The sequence below is a fragment of the Streptomyces sp. NPDC017890 genome (assembly GCF_044328675.1).
Lineage (GTDB): Bacteria > Actinomycetota > Actinomycetes > Streptomycetales > Streptomycetaceae > Streptomyces.
On sequence record NZ_JBIRHU010000001.1, the window covers coordinates 38,449 to 52,978 of the forward strand.

14 protein-coding genes are annotated in these 14,530 nt (G+C 71.7%); 10 read left to right on the plus strand and 4 right to left on the minus strand.

The genetic code is table 11. The features are described from left to right. Positions 1-88: 88 nt before the first annotated feature. Positions 89-1,387 (plus strand): beta-ketoacyl-[acyl-carrier-protein] synthase family protein, encoded by a 1,299-nt coding sequence (locus ACH4F2_RS00200; RefSeq protein ID WP_398130420.1) that lies wholly within the window; start codon positions 89-91, stop codon positions 1,385-1,387. A gap of 76 nt (positions 1,388-1,463) precedes the next feature. On the opposite strand, the gene ACH4F2_RS00205 is transcribed toward ACH4F2_RS00200, so the two are convergent. Further along, positions 1,464-1,958, minus strand: a complete 495-nt coding sequence (locus ACH4F2_RS00205; RefSeq protein WP_398130421.1) for a DUF3145 domain-containing protein — start codon at positions 1,956-1,958, stop codon at positions 1,464-1,466. 257 nt (positions 1,959-2,215) lie between these two features. Here ACH4F2_RS00205 and ACH4F2_RS00210 point away from each other — a divergent pair, with 257 nt between their 5' ends. Both ACH4F2_RS00210 and ACH4F2_RS00215 read left to right on the plus strand, forming a co-directional pair. Next, positions 2,216-3,127 (plus strand): SGNH/GDSL hydrolase family protein, encoded by a 912-nt coding sequence (locus ACH4F2_RS00210; RefSeq protein WP_398130422.1) that lies wholly within the window; start codon positions 2,216-2,218, stop codon positions 3,125-3,127. A 76-nt stretch (positions 3,128-3,203) separates the two neighbouring features. Beyond that, positions 3,204-4,190, plus strand: a complete 987-nt coding sequence (locus tag ACH4F2_RS00215; RefSeq protein ID WP_398130423.1) for an aldose epimerase family protein — start codon at positions 3,204-3,206, stop codon at positions 4,188-4,190. A 306-nt stretch (positions 4,191-4,496) separates the two neighbouring features. On the opposite strand, the gene ACH4F2_RS00220 is transcribed toward ACH4F2_RS00215, so the two are convergent. Continuing rightward, positions 4,497-4,952 (minus strand): MarR family winged helix-turn-helix transcriptional regulator, encoded by a 456-nt coding sequence (locus tag ACH4F2_RS00220; RefSeq protein WP_398130424.1) that lies wholly within the window; start codon positions 4,950-4,952, stop codon positions 4,497-4,499. A 100-nt stretch (positions 4,953-5,052) separates the two neighbouring features. Here ACH4F2_RS00220 and ACH4F2_RS00225 point away from each other — a divergent pair, with 100 nt between their 5' ends. From ACH4F2_RS00225 to ACH4F2_RS00235, 3 genes are all read left to right on the plus strand, one after another. Further along, positions 5,053-6,075, plus strand: a complete 1,023-nt coding sequence (locus ACH4F2_RS00225; protein WP_398130425.1) for an NADP-dependent oxidoreductase — start codon at positions 5,053-5,055, stop codon at positions 6,073-6,075. A 115-nt stretch (positions 6,076-6,190) separates the two neighbouring features. Beyond that, positions 6,191-6,610 (plus strand): organic hydroperoxide resistance protein, encoded by a 420-nt coding sequence (locus ACH4F2_RS00230; protein WP_398130426.1) that lies wholly within the window; start codon positions 6,191-6,193, stop codon positions 6,608-6,610. 100 nt (positions 6,611-6,710) lie between these two features. Further along, positions 6,711-7,544, plus strand: coding sequence for an EI24 domain-containing protein (locus ACH4F2_RS00235; protein ID WP_398130427.1), 834 nt, complete (start codon positions 6,711-6,713; stop codon positions 7,542-7,544). Here the strand turns inward: ACH4F2_RS00235 and ACH4F2_RS00240 are convergent. Together ACH4F2_RS00240 and ACH4F2_RS00245 are read right to left on the minus strand one after the other, a co-directional pair. Then, on the minus strand, positions 7,507-8,847 hold the full coding sequence (locus ACH4F2_RS00240) for a pyroglutamyl peptidase (RefSeq protein ID WP_398130428.1): 1,341 nt from the start codon (positions 8,845-8,847) through the stop codon (positions 7,507-7,509). The two genes, ACH4F2_RS00235 and ACH4F2_RS00240, sit on opposite strands and share 38 nt — an antisense overlap. Before the next feature lie 89 nt (positions 8,848-8,936). After that, complete coding sequence (locus ACH4F2_RS00245) at positions 8,937-9,677, minus strand: hypothetical protein (RefSeq protein ID WP_398130429.1); 741 nt, start codon at positions 9,675-9,677, stop codon at positions 8,937-8,939. Positions 9,678-9,892: 215 nt separating this feature from the next. On the opposite strand from ACH4F2_RS00245, the gene ACH4F2_RS00250 reads away from it, so the two are divergent. The 4 genes from ACH4F2_RS00250 to chvE all read left to right on the plus strand — a co-directional run bounded on the left by ACH4F2_RS00250 (position 9,893) and on the right by chvE (position 14,516). After that, positions 9,893-11,059, plus strand: a complete 1,167-nt coding sequence (locus ACH4F2_RS00250; protein ID WP_398130430.1) for a mandelate racemase/muconate lactonizing enzyme family protein — start codon at positions 9,893-9,895, stop codon at positions 11,057-11,059. Then, positions 11,056-12,060 carry a zinc-binding dehydrogenase gene (locus ACH4F2_RS00255; RefSeq protein WP_398130431.1) on the plus strand — a complete coding sequence of 335 codons (1,005 nt, stop codon included), beginning with the start codon at positions 11,056-11,058 and terminating at the stop codon, positions 12,058-12,060. The genes ACH4F2_RS00250 and ACH4F2_RS00255 overlap by 4 nt, the downstream gene beginning before the upstream one ends. Before the next feature lie 232 nt (positions 12,061-12,292). After that, a complete protein-coding gene (locus tag ACH4F2_RS00260; RefSeq protein ID WP_398130432.1) occupies positions 12,293-13,264 on the plus strand; it encodes a hypothetical protein in 972 nt (323 codons plus the stop codon). 139 nt (positions 13,265-13,403) lie between these two features. Beyond that, positions 13,404-14,516, plus strand: coding sequence for a multiple monosaccharide ABC transporter substrate-binding protein (gene chvE / locus ACH4F2_RS00265; RefSeq protein ID WP_398130433.1), 1,113 nt, complete (start codon positions 13,404-13,406; stop codon positions 14,514-14,516). The last annotated feature ends 14 nt before the right edge of the window (positions 14,517-14,530 follow it).

Below are 14,530 nucleotides of genomic sequence, written 5' to 3' on the forward strand. Positions count from 1 at the left end.
CGGGCCCGGCCCGAGTACCGGGGCAGACTGCCCCGCCACCCGGCGGTGGCGCCGTACGAATCCGTATCCCGTTGGAGAAAGAATTCCCGTGAGCTCGACCAATCGCACCGTGGTCGTCACCGGTATCGGCGCAACCACACCGCTGGGTGGCGACGCAGCCTCGACCTGGGAAGGCCTGATCGCCGGCAAGTCCGGCGTCAAGCCCCTGGAGCAGGAGTGGGCCGCCGACCAGGCGGTCCGCATCGCCGCGCCGGTCGCCGTGGACCCCTCCGAGGTCATTCCGCGGCCCCAGGCCCGCCGGCTGGACCGTTCGGCCCAGTTCGCGCTGATCGCGGCGCAGGAGGCCTGGAAGGACGCCGGTTTCACCGGCAAGGCCGGCGAGGCGGACGGAACCGCGGAGTCCGGCGCGGCGGGCACCGTCGACCCCGACCGGCTCGGCGCGGTCATCGCCTCCGGCATCGGCGGCGTGACGACCCTGCTCGACCAGTACGACGTGCTCAAGGAGAAGGGCGTCCGCCGCGTCTCCCCGCACACCGTCCCCATGCTGATGCCGAACGGCCCGTCGGCCAACGTGGGTCTGGCCGTGGGCGCCCGGGCGGGCGTGCACACGCCGGTCTCCGCCTGCGCGTCGGGCGCCGAGGCCATCGGCTACGCCATCGAGATGATCCGCACCGGCCGCGCCGACATCGTCGTCGCGGGTGGCACGGAGGCGGCGATCCACCCGCTGCCCATCGCCGCGTTCGGCAACATGATGGCGATGTCCAAGAACAACGACGACCCGCAGGGCGCCTCGCGCCCCTTCGACACGGGCCGCGACGGCTTCGTCCTCGGTGAGGGCGCCGGCGTCCTCGTCCTGGAGTCCGCCGAGCACGCCGCGGCACGCGGTGCCCGCGTCTACGCGGAGGCGGTCGGCCAGGGCATCTCCGCCGACAGCCACGACATCGTGCAGCCGGAGCCGGAGGGCCGCGGCATCTCGGCCGCACTGCAGAACCTGCTGGACCGCACCGACCTGGACCCGGCCGAGATCGTGCACGTCAACGCGCACGCCACCTCGACGCCGGCCGGTGACATCGCCGAGCTGAAGGCGCTGCGCAAGGTCCTCGGTGACGACGTCGACCACATGGCGGTCTCCGGCACCAAGTCGATGACCGGTCACCTCCTCGGTGGCGCGGGCGGCGTGGAGTCCGTCGCGACCGTGCTCGCCCTGTACCACCGGGTGGCACCGCCGACCATCAACGTCGAGAACATCGACCCCGAGGCCGAGGCCGCGGCGGACATCGTCCGCGGTGAGGCCCGCAAGCTGCCCGTCGAGGGCCGTATCGCCGCGCTGAACGACTCGTTCGGCTTCGGCGGGCACAACGTGGTGCTGGCGTTCCGGACGGTCTGAGCGACGTTCGTACGTACGTGGAAGGGCCCCCGCCGACCGACCGGCGGGGGCCCTTCCACGTGGCGGGGACCGCGTCTTACACCACCTGGTGCAGCCAGCGGACCGGGGCGCCCTCGCCCGCGTAGCGGAAGGGCTCCAGTTCGTCGTCCCAGGGCTTGCCGAGGAGCTTGGCGATGTCGGACTCCAGGTCGGTCTCGCCGCGCTGGGAGCGGGCCAGGGCGGCCCGCAGCCGGTCCTCGGGGATCATGATGTCGCCGTGGATGCCGGTGACGGCGTGGAAGATGCCGAGGTCGGGAGTGCAGCTGTAGCGCTCGCCCTCGGCGTTCGCGGACGGTTCCGCGGTGGCCTCGAAGCGCAGCAGCTGCCAGCCGCGCAGTGCGGAGGCGAGCTTGGAGGCGGTGCCGGCCTGGCCCTGCCAGGAGAACTCCGAGCGCCAGGTGCCCGGCGAGGCGGGCTGCCGGATCCAGTCCAGGCTGACGCGCGTGCCGAGCACGCCGGCGATGGCCCACTCGACGTGCGGGCAGAGCGCGCGCGGCGCGGAGTGCACGTACAGGACTCCACGTGTCGTCACCGGAACCTCCGGGCTGAGCGGGACATCTCGGAACGGGTGAAACGGCCGCGACCGGGCGGGTCACGTTGATGGCGAGGCTACCGTGCGACGGGGCAAGGAGTGTGACGTACCGTCGGTCCCGCCGCCGACAAACCCCTGTCATTCACCCGGCAGGACGCTTGTGCGGGTGTGAGCCGTTGCATCGCCGCCGTCGGGAACCCTGGCGCGGTGTCATGGGTTGAGGACGTTGGAGGCACGAGGCGAGGGGTGGGACCGGTATGGGGCAGGGGACGGACCAGGGGACCCGGAGCGGCCGTCGCCGTGCGCGCGCCGCACTCGCCGCCTTGACAGCCGCCGTCCTGGGCGTGGCCGGCTGCGACGCCGTGGGCGGCGACTCCCCGGACCCGTCCGGTACGACGTCGAAGTGGCCGAAGCCGGCCCCCGTCTGGGACACGACGCCGGCGTCGGTCGCCGCCGTGGGCGACTCCATCACCCGCGGTTTCGACGCCTGCATGGTCCTGTCGGACTGCCCCGAGGTGTCGTGGGCGACCGGCAGCAGGGCCGAGGTCGGCAGTCTCGCCGTACGGCTGCTGGGCAAGAGCCGGGCGGCCGAGCGGAGTTGGAACTACGCGGTCACCGGGGCCCGGATGGCCGACCTGACCGGGCAGGTGACCCGGGCGGCGGCACGCGGCCCCGAGCTGATGGCGGTGATGGTCGGGGCGAACGACGCGTGCCGGGAGACGGCCTCGGCGATGACCCCGGTGGCCGACTTCCGGGCCCAGTTCGAGGAGGCCATGAGTACCCTGCGCGGGAAACTGCCCAAGGCGCAGGTGTACGTGGCGAGCATCCCGGACCTGAAGCGTCTGTGGTCCGAGGGGCGCACCAACCCGCTGGGCAAGCAGGTGTGGAAGCTGGGCATCTGCCCGTCGATGCTGGGTGACGCGGACTCCCTGGACTCGGCGGCGAAGCTGCGGCGGAACACCGTGCAGGAACGCGTGGAGGACTACAACGAGGTCCTGCGGGAGGTCTGCGCGAAGGACAGGCGGTGCCGCACGGACGACGGCGCGGTGCACGAGTTCCGGTTCGGCACCGACCAGTTGAGCCGCTGGGACTGGTTCCACCCGAGTGTGGACGGCCAGGCCCGGCTGGCCGAGATCGCGTACCGCGCCGTCACCGCCGAGAAGCCCTGACCCCTGGCCGGTCGGGGCCCGCCGGGGCCGGCCGGCACTGACGGGCGCTGACCTGGAGTGTCCTAGAGTTCCGCACATGAACGAACTCTTCAGCACACTTTCCGACGGCACTCCCATCCACCGCTGGACCCTGGAGCGGGCCGGCGTACGGGTACGGGTCCTGTCGTTCGGCGGGATCGTGCAGTCGGCCGAGGTCCCGGACCGGGACGGCAACACCGCCGACGTGGTGCTGGGGTTCGCCGACCTGGACGGCTATGTGACGCACCCTGAGCCCTACTTCGGCGCGCTCGTCGGACGGTACGCCAACCGGATCGCCGGCGGCCGTTTCCCGCTGGACGGGCGGACGTACGCGCTGGCACTGAACAACGGGCCGAACTCGCTGCACGGCGGCGAGCGCGGCTTCGACAAACGCGTGTGGGACGTGGAGCCCGTGGGGGACGGTGCGCACGGCGTCCGGCTGAGCCGGGTCGCCCCGCACGGCGAGGAGGGCTTCCCGGGCCGCCTGGAGATGTCGGCGACGTACACGCTGGACGAGTCGGGCGCGCTGCGGATCGCGTACGAGGCGGTCACGGACGCGCCGACCGTGCTGAACCCGACGAACCACAGCTACTTCAACCTGGGCGGTCCGGGCGCCGGGCACGCGGGCGGCCACGAGTTGCGGCTCGCCGCGTCCCGGATCACGCCGGTCGACGCCGACCTGATCCCGACGGGCGCTCTGGAGGACGTGGCGGGCACGCGCTTCGACTTCCGGCAGGCGCGGAAGGTCGGCACCGGCTACGACCACAACTTCGTCCTCGACAAGGGTGTGACCGGCACCGCCGAGGAGGTCGCCGAGCTGTACGACCCGGCGTCGGGGCGCGTCCTCACGGTGGCGACGACCGAGCCCGGCCTGCAGCTGTACACCGCCGACCACCTGGGCGAGCCCTTCGCGCCCGGTGACGGCATCGCGCTGGAGACGCAGCACTTCCCCGACTCCCCCAACCGGCCCGAGTTCCCGAGCACGGTGCTGCGGCCCGGCGAGGTGTTCCGCTCGGAGACGGTGTACGGCTTCTCGGTGCGGTAGCCGGAGCGGAATGCTCAAGGCCGGGCCTCGGTGCGGTAGCCGGGGCGGAATGCTCGGCGCCGGGGGGCTCGGCGCCGGTACCCGACGCCGGGGCTCGGTGCGCGGTACTGAGCCCCGGCCCGGATGTCAGGTCCCGGACCGGGGCTGTTCGTGGGGGCCACGTCCCTCGAAGGGCGTTCCCGGTCAGACGGTAGTCGCCGCCGTGTCCCAGGGGCCGGTGATCGGGCGTCCGGTCCGGAGTCCGTACCGATCCTTCACAAACACCCACGAGCCGGTCGCCGACGTTCCGGGGTGCCGTCTTCGACTTCACATTCCACGGGTGCCCGCGTCCAGCATCCTCCGCAACGCGTCCCGCAGGGCCACCCGCTCCCCCTCCGACAGCCCCGCGAGCGGCTCCCGCGCGAACCGCAGCGACTCCCGCAGGCCCCGGGCCACCCGCCGCCCCTCCTCCGTCGCCGCCGCCACCTTCACCCGGCGGTCGCCGGGGTCGGGGCGCCGTTCGACCAGGCCCCGCGCCTCCAGCCGGTCCACGATCCCGGTGACGTTCGACGGCTCGCACTTCAGCTTCTGCGCCAGTTTCCGCATCGGCAGCGGCTCCAGCGACAGCAGACTGAGCAGCTTGGCCTGCGCCCCGGTCAGGGCGCGTTCCGCGGCCGCCTCCTCGTAGTCGGCGTGGAAACGGGACACGACCTCGCCGATCAGCTCGACGACTTCCAGGGTGAGTGCGTCGGGTCGGCGGGTCGTGTCGCGTGGTGTGGCCATGGAAACCAGGGTACCCATTTGTTTGACAAGCTGAAATGTTCAGTCGCATGGTTGTTTCATAGGCTGAAACATCTCTTGCGTTCCCCGGAAAGGTGCCCCCATGACCGACTCCCCCGCCCTCCCCACCGCCAACCGCGAATGGCACCTGGTCAGCCGTCCGGTCGGCTGGCCCAAGCCCGAGGACTTCGACCTCGTCGAGGCCGACGCCCCCACCCCGGGTGAGGGCCAGGTGCTGGTGCGCAACCTGTACGTCTCCGTCGACCCCTACATGCGTGGCCGCATGAGCGCCGCCAAGTCGTACGTCGCCCCCTACGAGCTGGGCAAGCCCATGCAGGGCGGCGCGGTCGGCGAGGTCGTCGCCTCGAACGCCGAGGGCATCGCCGTCGGTGACCACGTCCTGCACTTCTTCGGCTGGCGCGAGTACGCCGCCGTGGACGCCAAGAACGCCGTGAAGGTGGACCCGGAAGCCGCGCCGCTGTCGACGTACCTGGGCGTGCTCGGCATGACCGGGCTCACCGCCTACGCCGGCCTGCTGCGCACCGCCTCCTTCAAGGAGGGCGACGCCGTGTTCGTATCGGGCGCCGCCGGTGCCGTCGGCAGCCAGGTGGGGCAGATCGCGAAGCTCAAGGGCGCCTCCCGGGTCATCGGCTCCGCCGGCTCGGACGAGAAGGTCAAGCTGCTCGTCGACGACTACGGCTTCGACGCCGCCTTCAACTACAAGGACGGCCCGGTGAGCGAGCAGCTGCGCACCGCCGCCCCGGACGGCATCGACGTCTACTTCGACAACGTGGGCGGCGACCACCTGGAGGCCGCCATCGGGTCCCTCAACCGGGACGGCCGCATCGCGATCTGCGGCGCGATCTCCGTCTACAACAACACCGAGCCCGCCCCCGGCCCGAAGAACCTCGCCCGCCTGATCCAGACCCGCGGCCGCATCGAGGGCTTCCTGGTCGGCGACCACTACGACCTCCAGCCGCAGTTCGTCCAGGAGGTCGGTCCGTGGGTCCGCTCCGGCGAGCTGAAGTACCGCGAGACGGTCGTCGAGGGCATCGAGAACAACCTGGAGGCCTTCCTCGGCGTCCTGCGCGGCGACAACACCGGCAAGATGATCGTCAAGCTCTGACGTCCCGCGCGGGAAGTGCGGCCTTCACTGAATTTCCGGCATGCGGTAGCGTCTTTCCGAAATCCGTCGTGATCGTGGGCGCGAGTCACGGCGGACCGAGGAGGAAGACAACCGCATGCCCATTCAGCAGTCCGAGGTCCTCTACACCGCCGTCGCCACCGCCGAGAACGGCCGCGACGGGCGGGTGGCCACCGATGACGGCAAGATCGACGTGGTGGTGAACCCGCCCAAGGAGATGGGCGGCAACGGCGCGGGCACCAACCCGGAGCAGCTCTTCGCCGCCGGGTACAGCGCCTGCTTCCAGGGCGCGCTCGCCGTCGTGGCCCGCCAGGAGGGCGCCGACGTCTCCGGTTCGACCGTCACCGCGAAGGTCGGCATCGGCAAGAACGACGACGGGTTCGGCATCATCGTCGAGATCTCCGCCGAGATCCCGGCGGTGGACGCCGCCACCGCGCGGTCGCTGGTGGAGAAGGCCCATCAGGTCTGCCCGTACTCGAAGGCGACCCGCGGCAACATCACCGTGACGCTCGTCTGACCGGGGCACGGTCTCGCGCGGGGCGGCGCTCATCCCCTGAGCACCGCCCGCGCACCGCCGCCCCCGACCGGTGCCGGTGCCGGCCGGTAGAGTTCTGCCCATGCGCGATCTTGGGGCGGGATTCGGCCAACTCCTGAAGGGCCAGCGCTGGGTGGCCCGGCACGGCAAGAGCTACGGCTTCGGGCTCGTCCCGGGCCTGATCACACTGGTCCTGTACGCGGCGGCGCTGGTCGGGCTGGCGCTGTGGGGCACGGACTTCGTCGCCTGGGCGACCCCCTTCGCCGACGACTGGTCGAGCCCCTGGCTCGGACTCTTCCGCGGCTTCCTGACCGCCGTCCTGTTCGCCCTCTCCCTGCTCCTGGCCGTCCTCACCTTCACCGCGGTCACGCTGCTGATCGGCCAGCCCTTCTACGAGAGCCTCTCCGAGCGGGTCGACCGCGACGTCTCCCCGGACGGCACCGCCCCCGAGTCGGACCTGCCGCTCATGCGCGAGCTGTGGATCTCGGGCCGCGACAGTCTCCGGATCCTCGTCCGCGCCGCCGTCTGGGGCGTACTGCTCTTCGCCCTCGGTCTCATCCCGGTCGTCGGCCAGACGGTCGTGCCGGTGATCGGCTTCGTCGTCACCGGTTTCTTCCTCACCGAGGAACTGACCTCCGTCGCCCTCCAGCGCCGCGGGGTCGAACTGCGCGACCGCCTCGCCCTCCTGCGCTCGCGCAAGATGCTGGTCTGGGGCTTCGGCACCCCGCTGGGCGTGGCCTTCCTGGTGCCGTTCGTCGCCGTGTTCCTGATGCCGGGCGCGGTCGCCGGCGCCACGCTCCTCGCCCGCGAACTGCTGGGCGAGGAGACCCGTGACGGCGCCGACGGCCGGTCCGACGGCGGCTTGGCCGACCCGGCGGTCAGTTCCGGCCCGGCCGGTCCGGCCCCGGAGCGCTGACCGCCACGGCCACGATCGCCCGCACCTGCGCCACGATGTCCAGCCGGTTCCGCACGAACGCGGGGTCGGTGACGGTCCCGGTGGCCGGATCGGTGTTTCCGGCCCCGAACCGCAGCACCGGCGTGTGGACGTGCCCGCCCGGCAGCGTGCCGCGCAGCCCGAGCCGGTCCCGCAGCAGCGTCGCCCGGTATGCGATCTCGTTGGAGAGGTAGTCCCCGCCGCCCCCCGCGCGAGCCGTCGAGCCGGGCGTGGGCCCGTCAGGCCGTACGACCGGCTCGGTACCGCCCGCCGGGACCTCGGTCACGCTCGTGTTGTCGTACACGGGGAAGCGGCCGGTGTCCGCGGCCGTGATCGCCGCGTACGGGAGTGTGGTCGTCGTCCACTGAGGCTGCGAGGCCGGGTCGGCGACGGGCACCGACTCCGTGCGTGACACGTTCTCGTTGTCGGGGAACCCGCCCCGCCAGGCCCCGTTGGTCCGCTCCACGTCGAACCGCCCGACCCGTCCCTGGCTCACGGTCGTGAACAGATCCACCTCCGGCAGATACGGCCGCAGCGCCCGCTCCACCGCGCCCTCCCCGAAGTCCTGCCAGCGCACCGGGAACACGGCCGTCTCCACCCGGGCGGGCCCGTCCGGCGTGTGGATCACCGTGCCGTCCAGGGCGAGCGCGGCGGCGCCGGACGGGTTGGAGATCCGGATGTCGCGGTCCAGGGTGAACGGGTCGAAACCGGTGAGCAGGACCCGCTTCAGGCCCTTGCCGTCCCTGCCGTCCCTGCCGTCCTTGCCGTCCTTGCCGTCCTTGCCGTCCCCGGTGTGTGGCAGGCGGATGTCGCCCTGGCCGCGCGAGGCGCGCTCCAGGTCCCCCAGCAGCGCGGCCCGCTGCCGCTCCGTCAGGTGGAACCCCGGGTCCCAGGCGCGCAGTGCACGCGTCATCCCGAGCCGCGCCCAGTACAGCGGCCGGTCGTCGTCCCGGCTGAGGTCCCCGCGGGCCGGCCCGCGCCCCTGCGCCCGGTCCACGGCCCGCCGCCACAATGCCGAGCCTTCCCGCGCGACGACACGGCGGGCCTCGCGGTAGGAGTCCGCCCGCCCCAGCCCGCGGGCGAACCCCGGTGCCACCGCGTCGAATCCGGACCGTCGCAGGATCTCCTGGGGTACGTCACCGTCGAGCCGCCGCTCTTCGACGGTCGGTGCGGACGCGGATGCGAAACCGGTGGCCGGGGGTGCCGCCGTGGCCGTCACCGGGGCCGCGAGCCCCGCCACCAGGGCCAGTCCGAGTACGCCGCTCCGAACGCGTATGTGAGTCAAGGGAGTCCAGGTCCTTCCGTCGCAGTGGGGTGCCCGTCGGACGGCGGCAGTATCGCGTGACGGAAGGGACGTGCGCCATGGCGCGTGCTTCAGGTGCACCACCACAGGAAGCGGTCGCACGTTTCGGTCGGGTCCGGGTCCGGGTCCGGGTCCGGGTCCGGCGGGGTCGTCGGGGTGGGGGCCGACGTCGGGGACCGGTCGTCAGGGGACGTTGACGGCGGGTCCGGGGTCGGCTCCGTCTCAGGCGCCGGCCCCGGGGGTGCCGACGAGGCCTCGGTGCCGTCCGCCGTTTCCGGCTCCTTGGCGTCCGGGGACTCCGGGGCCGACGCCGACACCGTTGTCGAGGAGGAGGCGGAGGCGGATGTGCCGGGGGACGGCGCGCCCGAGGCCGTGTCCGTTCTCGACGTCCCGTCGACCGGTACGGCCGGCGCCTCCCCCGCCTCCCGCGCCGCGCCGCCGTCCGTCGTCTCGCCCCCGGCGGCCGCCGGGGGCGCCGGGGAGCCGGGGGTGTCCGTGGCGAGCTCCGCGAGGCTCAGTCCGCCGGCCGCCAGGACGAAGCCCGCGGTGACGAGCAGGGTCCGGCGGCGGCGCCGGCGGTGTGCCGCGGCCTTGCGGTCGCGGCGGCCGGCCCGCCCGCCGCGGGAGGCGTCGTCGGGAGCGTCGTCGGGGGCCTCGTCAGGCGTGCCGGCCTCGGCGGAGGCCTGCGGCGGACGCCCCTCGCCCTCGGCCGAGTACGCGTCGGACGCGGGGAGTTCTTCGACGGGCGTGCCGCATCCCGGGCAGGCGAGGGCGCCGTTGAGGTGCCGTCGGCACGGGTGACAGTAGTCCATGACGCGGGAAGGTTAAGTTCCGTAACGGGCGCGTTCCTAGAGGCGGCTGTGAAGGTTGTGTGGGAAAGCGGCCGGGCCCGCTCCGCCTCCGACTTTCGAAACTGCCGAAACCGTTATGTGTCCGACCCATTGACACCCCGACCGCGCCGTCCTTACTGTCACGCCAGCATTTCGAACGAGTGACGAAATATCGAACAGAGCGAAGGGCAGCCGCCGTGCGCATCACCGGAATCAGCACACACGTGGTCGGGACGCCGTGGCGCAACCTGACATACGTCCAGGTGCACACCGACGAGGGGATCACTGGAGTCGGCGAGACCCGGATGCTGGGGCACACCGACGCGCTCCTCGGCTATCTGAAGGAGGCCGAGGCCAACCACATTCTCGGCTCCGACCCGTTCGCTGTCGAGGACCTGGTCCGCCGCATGAAGTACGGCGACTACGGCCGCGCCGGCGAGATCGTGATGTCCGGCATCGCCGTCGTCGAGATGGCCTGCTGGGACATCAAGGGCAAGGCCCTCGGCGTCCCCGTCTGGCAGCTGCTGGGCGGCAAGGTCACCGACAAGGTGAAGGCGTACGCCAACGGCTGGTACACGACCGAGCGGACGCCGGAGGCGTACCACAAGGCCGCGCAGGGGGTCATGGAGCGCGGGTACCGGGCGCTGAAGATCGACCCGTTCGGCACCGGGCACTTCGAGCTGGACCAGCAGCAGACGAACTACGCCGTGTCGCTCATCGAAGCCGTGCGGGACGCGATCGGGCCGGACGCCGAGCTGATGCTGGAGATGCACGGCCGGTTCTCGCCCTCCACCGCAGTCCGGCTCGCGCGTGAACTCGCGCCCTTCAAGCCGGCCTGGCTGGAGGAGCCGGTGCCGCCGGAGAACCTCAAGGCGCTGCGGAAGGTCGCCGAGAAGGTCGACATCCCGGTCGCCACCGGTGAGCGCATCCACGACCGGATCGAGTTCCGCGAGCTGTTCGAGGACCAGTCCGTGGACATCATCCAGCCCGACGTCGGCCACATCGGCGGCATCTGGGAGACCCGGAAGCTCGCCGCCACCGCCGAGACCCACTACACGCTCGTGGCGCCGCACAACGTCGGCGGACCGGTCCTCACCGCCGCGAGCCTCCAGGTCGGCTTCACCTCCCCGAACTTCAAGATCCTGGAGCACTTCAACGACTTCGCCGACGCGGAGATCAAGAAGGTCGTCAAGGGCGCGCCGCAGGTGAACCCGGAGGACGGGTGCTTCCACCTCTCCGACGCGCCCGGCCTCGGCGTCGAGCTGGACACCGACGCGGCGGCCGAGTTCCCGCAGCAGCAGGCGCGGTTCGACCTGTGGGCCGAGGGCTGGGAGCAGCGCAAGCCCAAGGGGACCGGGGCATGAGCAGCGCCGTCGTCATCGAGGCGCCGGGCGAGCACCGGCTCGTGCCGCACGAGCCGCGCGAGCCCGGCCCCGGCGAGGCGCTGGTGCGGGTGCACGCGGCCGGGATCTGCGGCAGCGACCGCGAGGTCTACCAGGGCAACCGGCCCGAGGGGTACGTGCGTTACCCGCTCACGCCCGGGCACGAGTGGTCCGGGACCGTGGAGCGGGTCGGCGCCGGGGTACCCGCGTCCCTCGTCGGGCGCGGGGTCGTCGGTGAGGGGTTCCGCAACTGCCAGGTCTGCGACCGCTGCCACGCGGGCGAGACGACGCTGTGCACGGCGGGGTACGAGGAGACGGGGTTCACCCAGCCGGGGGCCATGGCGCCCACGCTGACGCTGCCCGCCCGTCTCCTGCACGCCCTGCCCGACGACGCCGACCTCACCGCCGCCGCCCTGCTGGAGCCCGCCGCCTGCATCGCGGCCGCCGCGCTCAAGGCGAACGCCCGCCCCGGCGAGCGGATCGCGGTCGTCGGCACGGGGACGCTCGGCATGTTCGCCGTGCAGTTCCTGCGTGCCGCGTCCCCGGGTGAACTGCTGGTCGTCGGCACGCGCGGGGACCGGGAGGCGCTCTCGCGGCAGTACGGCGCGACCGACTTCCGGACGAAGGACCAGCTCCTCCCGGACGACTTCGACGTCGTCATCGAGACCGCCGGGTCCGCCGGCGCCGCCCGCACCGCCGCCGGGCTGCTCCGCAGGGGCGGACGGCTGGTGCTGACCGGCATCCCGGCGCCGGGCGCCGACGGGCTCGACCCGACCGACCTGGTCGTACGGCAGCTGGAGGTGCAGACCGTCTTCGGGGCGCCGCCGGACGCCTGGGCGCACACGGTGCGGGTCTTCGCGGCCGGCCTGCTCGACCCGCGGCCGCTGGTCACGCACGAGCTGCCGCTCGCGGAGTTCCAGCAGGCCATCGAGCTGGTGGGGTCCGGCGACCCGAAGGTCGGCAAGGTGCTGCTGCGTCCCTGACGCCCACCCCTGAGCCGTACGCCGGTACGGGGGCGACCTGACGGCCTCCGTACCGGCGTACATCCATCTGCGCGGGCTTCTCCTCCGGGCCCCGCTCCCGCCTCCCCTGCGGCCTCCCCTCCGCCGCGCCTCCTCCGGCTTCTTCTCCACACCCTTCCTCCGCTTCCGCTCCGGCTTCTCCTCCCCAGAGCCGCGAACTTCGTCCGATATACCGAACATTAAGGACAGACTTGTGACCGACGCTTCCGCCAAGGCCGCCGCACGCAGGCCCGGTGAGCAGGCGCTCACCGCTCTCGGTCTGGCCGCGCCCGGCCCCGACCCCGCCGACGCCTCGCCGCACTCCTTCCCGGGCGGTGGCCGCTGGCGCACCGAGATCCCCTCCTGCGAGGGGCCGGAGGCGCTGGGGGTGGTGCTGAAGGAGTCCTCGCGGCTGGACGTGCCGATCCACCGGATCAGCCAGGGCAGCGGCGTGTGGATGCTGAGCGACGCCGAGATCACCGAGATGGTCGAGGCCACCGCCGAACGCGACATCGAGCTCTGCCTGTTCACCGGCCCGCGCGGCACCTGGGACATCGGCGGCTCCACCCGGACCGACTCGGGCGGCGCGGGCCTTCGGGCACGCGGCCACGACGCCGTCGCCGGATGCGTCGAGGACGCCGTACGAGCCACCGAGCTGGGCGTGAAGTGCCTGCTCGTCGCCGACGAGGGCGTGCTGTGGACGCTGCACCGGGCACGGACGGCGGGCATCATCCCCGCCGACACCACGCTCAAGCTGTCGGCGCTCGTGGGGCCGGTCAACCCGGCCTCCTACGCGGTGTACGAGCGGCTCGGTGCCGACTCCATCAACGTGCCCAGCGACCTGACCCTCGATCACCTGACCGAAATACGGCGGGTTTCGGCCGCGCCGATGGACATGTACATCGAGGCTCCCGACGACCTCGGCGGCTACGTACGGATGTACGAGGTGGCCGAGCTGATCCGGCGCGGCGCCCCGCTGTATCTGAAGTTCGGTCTCTCCAAGGCGCCCGGGATCTACCCCTACGGCCACCACCTGCGGGAACTGACGCTGGCCACCGCCAAGGAGCGGGTGCGGCGCGGCCGGCTCGCCCTCGACCTGCTCGCGCGACACGGGGCGGACGGGGAGATGGCTCCGCTCGGCACACGACTGCCGGGCTCGCTCAACCGGTTCGAGATCTCGTCATAACGTTCCGGAAACTCCCTTCACAAAAGACGACACAGCCGCGCACAATCCCACACACCTGCTCTCGGTCGTTCCACCCTCAGCGTTTTTGCGTTCTGGCACCACCAGACCGAGCCCTGCACCCACATCAAGGATGATGACCATGCGCAACCGCAGAGCCGCACTCGCCGCCATAGCATCCGCCGCCTCCCTCGCCCTCACCCTGACCGCCTGCGGCCAGAACAGCGAGGGCGGCAGCGAGGAGGACAAGGGCGGCGGTGGAGGCGGCACCATCGGCATCGCGATGCCGACCAAGTCCTCCGAGCGCTGGATCTCCGACGGCGCCAACGTCGAGAAGGAACTGAAGGCCAAGGGTTACGAGACCAAGCTCGTCTACGGCGAGGACGACCCGGACCAGCAGGTCTCCCAGATCGAGAACATGATCACGCAGGGCGTGGACGCCCTGGTCATCGCCGCGATCGACAACAAGTCCCTCAACAACGTGCTCCAGCAGGCCAAGGACGCCGACATCCCGGTCATCTCCTACGACCGGCTGATCCTCGGCACGGAGAACGTCGACTACTACGCCTCGTTCGACAACAGCAAGGTCGGCGAGCTGCAGGGCACGTACATCGTCGAGAAGCTCGGCCTGAAGGACGGCTCCAAGAAGGGCCCCTTCAACATCGAGCTGTTCGCCGGCTCCAACGACGACAACAACACCAAGTACTTCTTCAGCGGTGCGATGAGCGTCCTGAAGCCGTACATCGACAAGGGCCAGGTGGTCGTCCGCTCCAAGCAGACCGCCCTCAACCAGGTCACCACCCTGCGCTGGGACGGCGGCACCGCGCAGAAGCGCATGGACGACCTGCTCACCTCCAGCTACCGCAGCGCCCGGGTCGACGCGGTGCTCTCGCCGTACGACGGCATCTCCATCGGCATCCTGTCCGCCCTGAAGTCGGACGGCTACGGCTCCGCGAACAAGCCCATGCCGGTCGTCACCGGCCAGGACGCCGAGGTCGCCTCGGTGAAGTCGATCATCGCGGGCGAGCAGACGCAGACCGTCTTCAAGGACCTCCGCGAGCTCGCCAAGGTCGCCTCGAACATGGTCGAAGCGTCCCTCAACGACAAGGAGCCCGAGGTCAACGACACCAAGTCGTACGACAACGGTGCCAAGGTCGTCCCCGCTTACCTGCTGCAGCCGGTCAGCGTCGACAAGAGCAACTACGAGAAGGTCCTCGTCGGCGGCGGCACCTACTCCGCGGACGACCTCAAGTAACCGGGCTCCCTCAA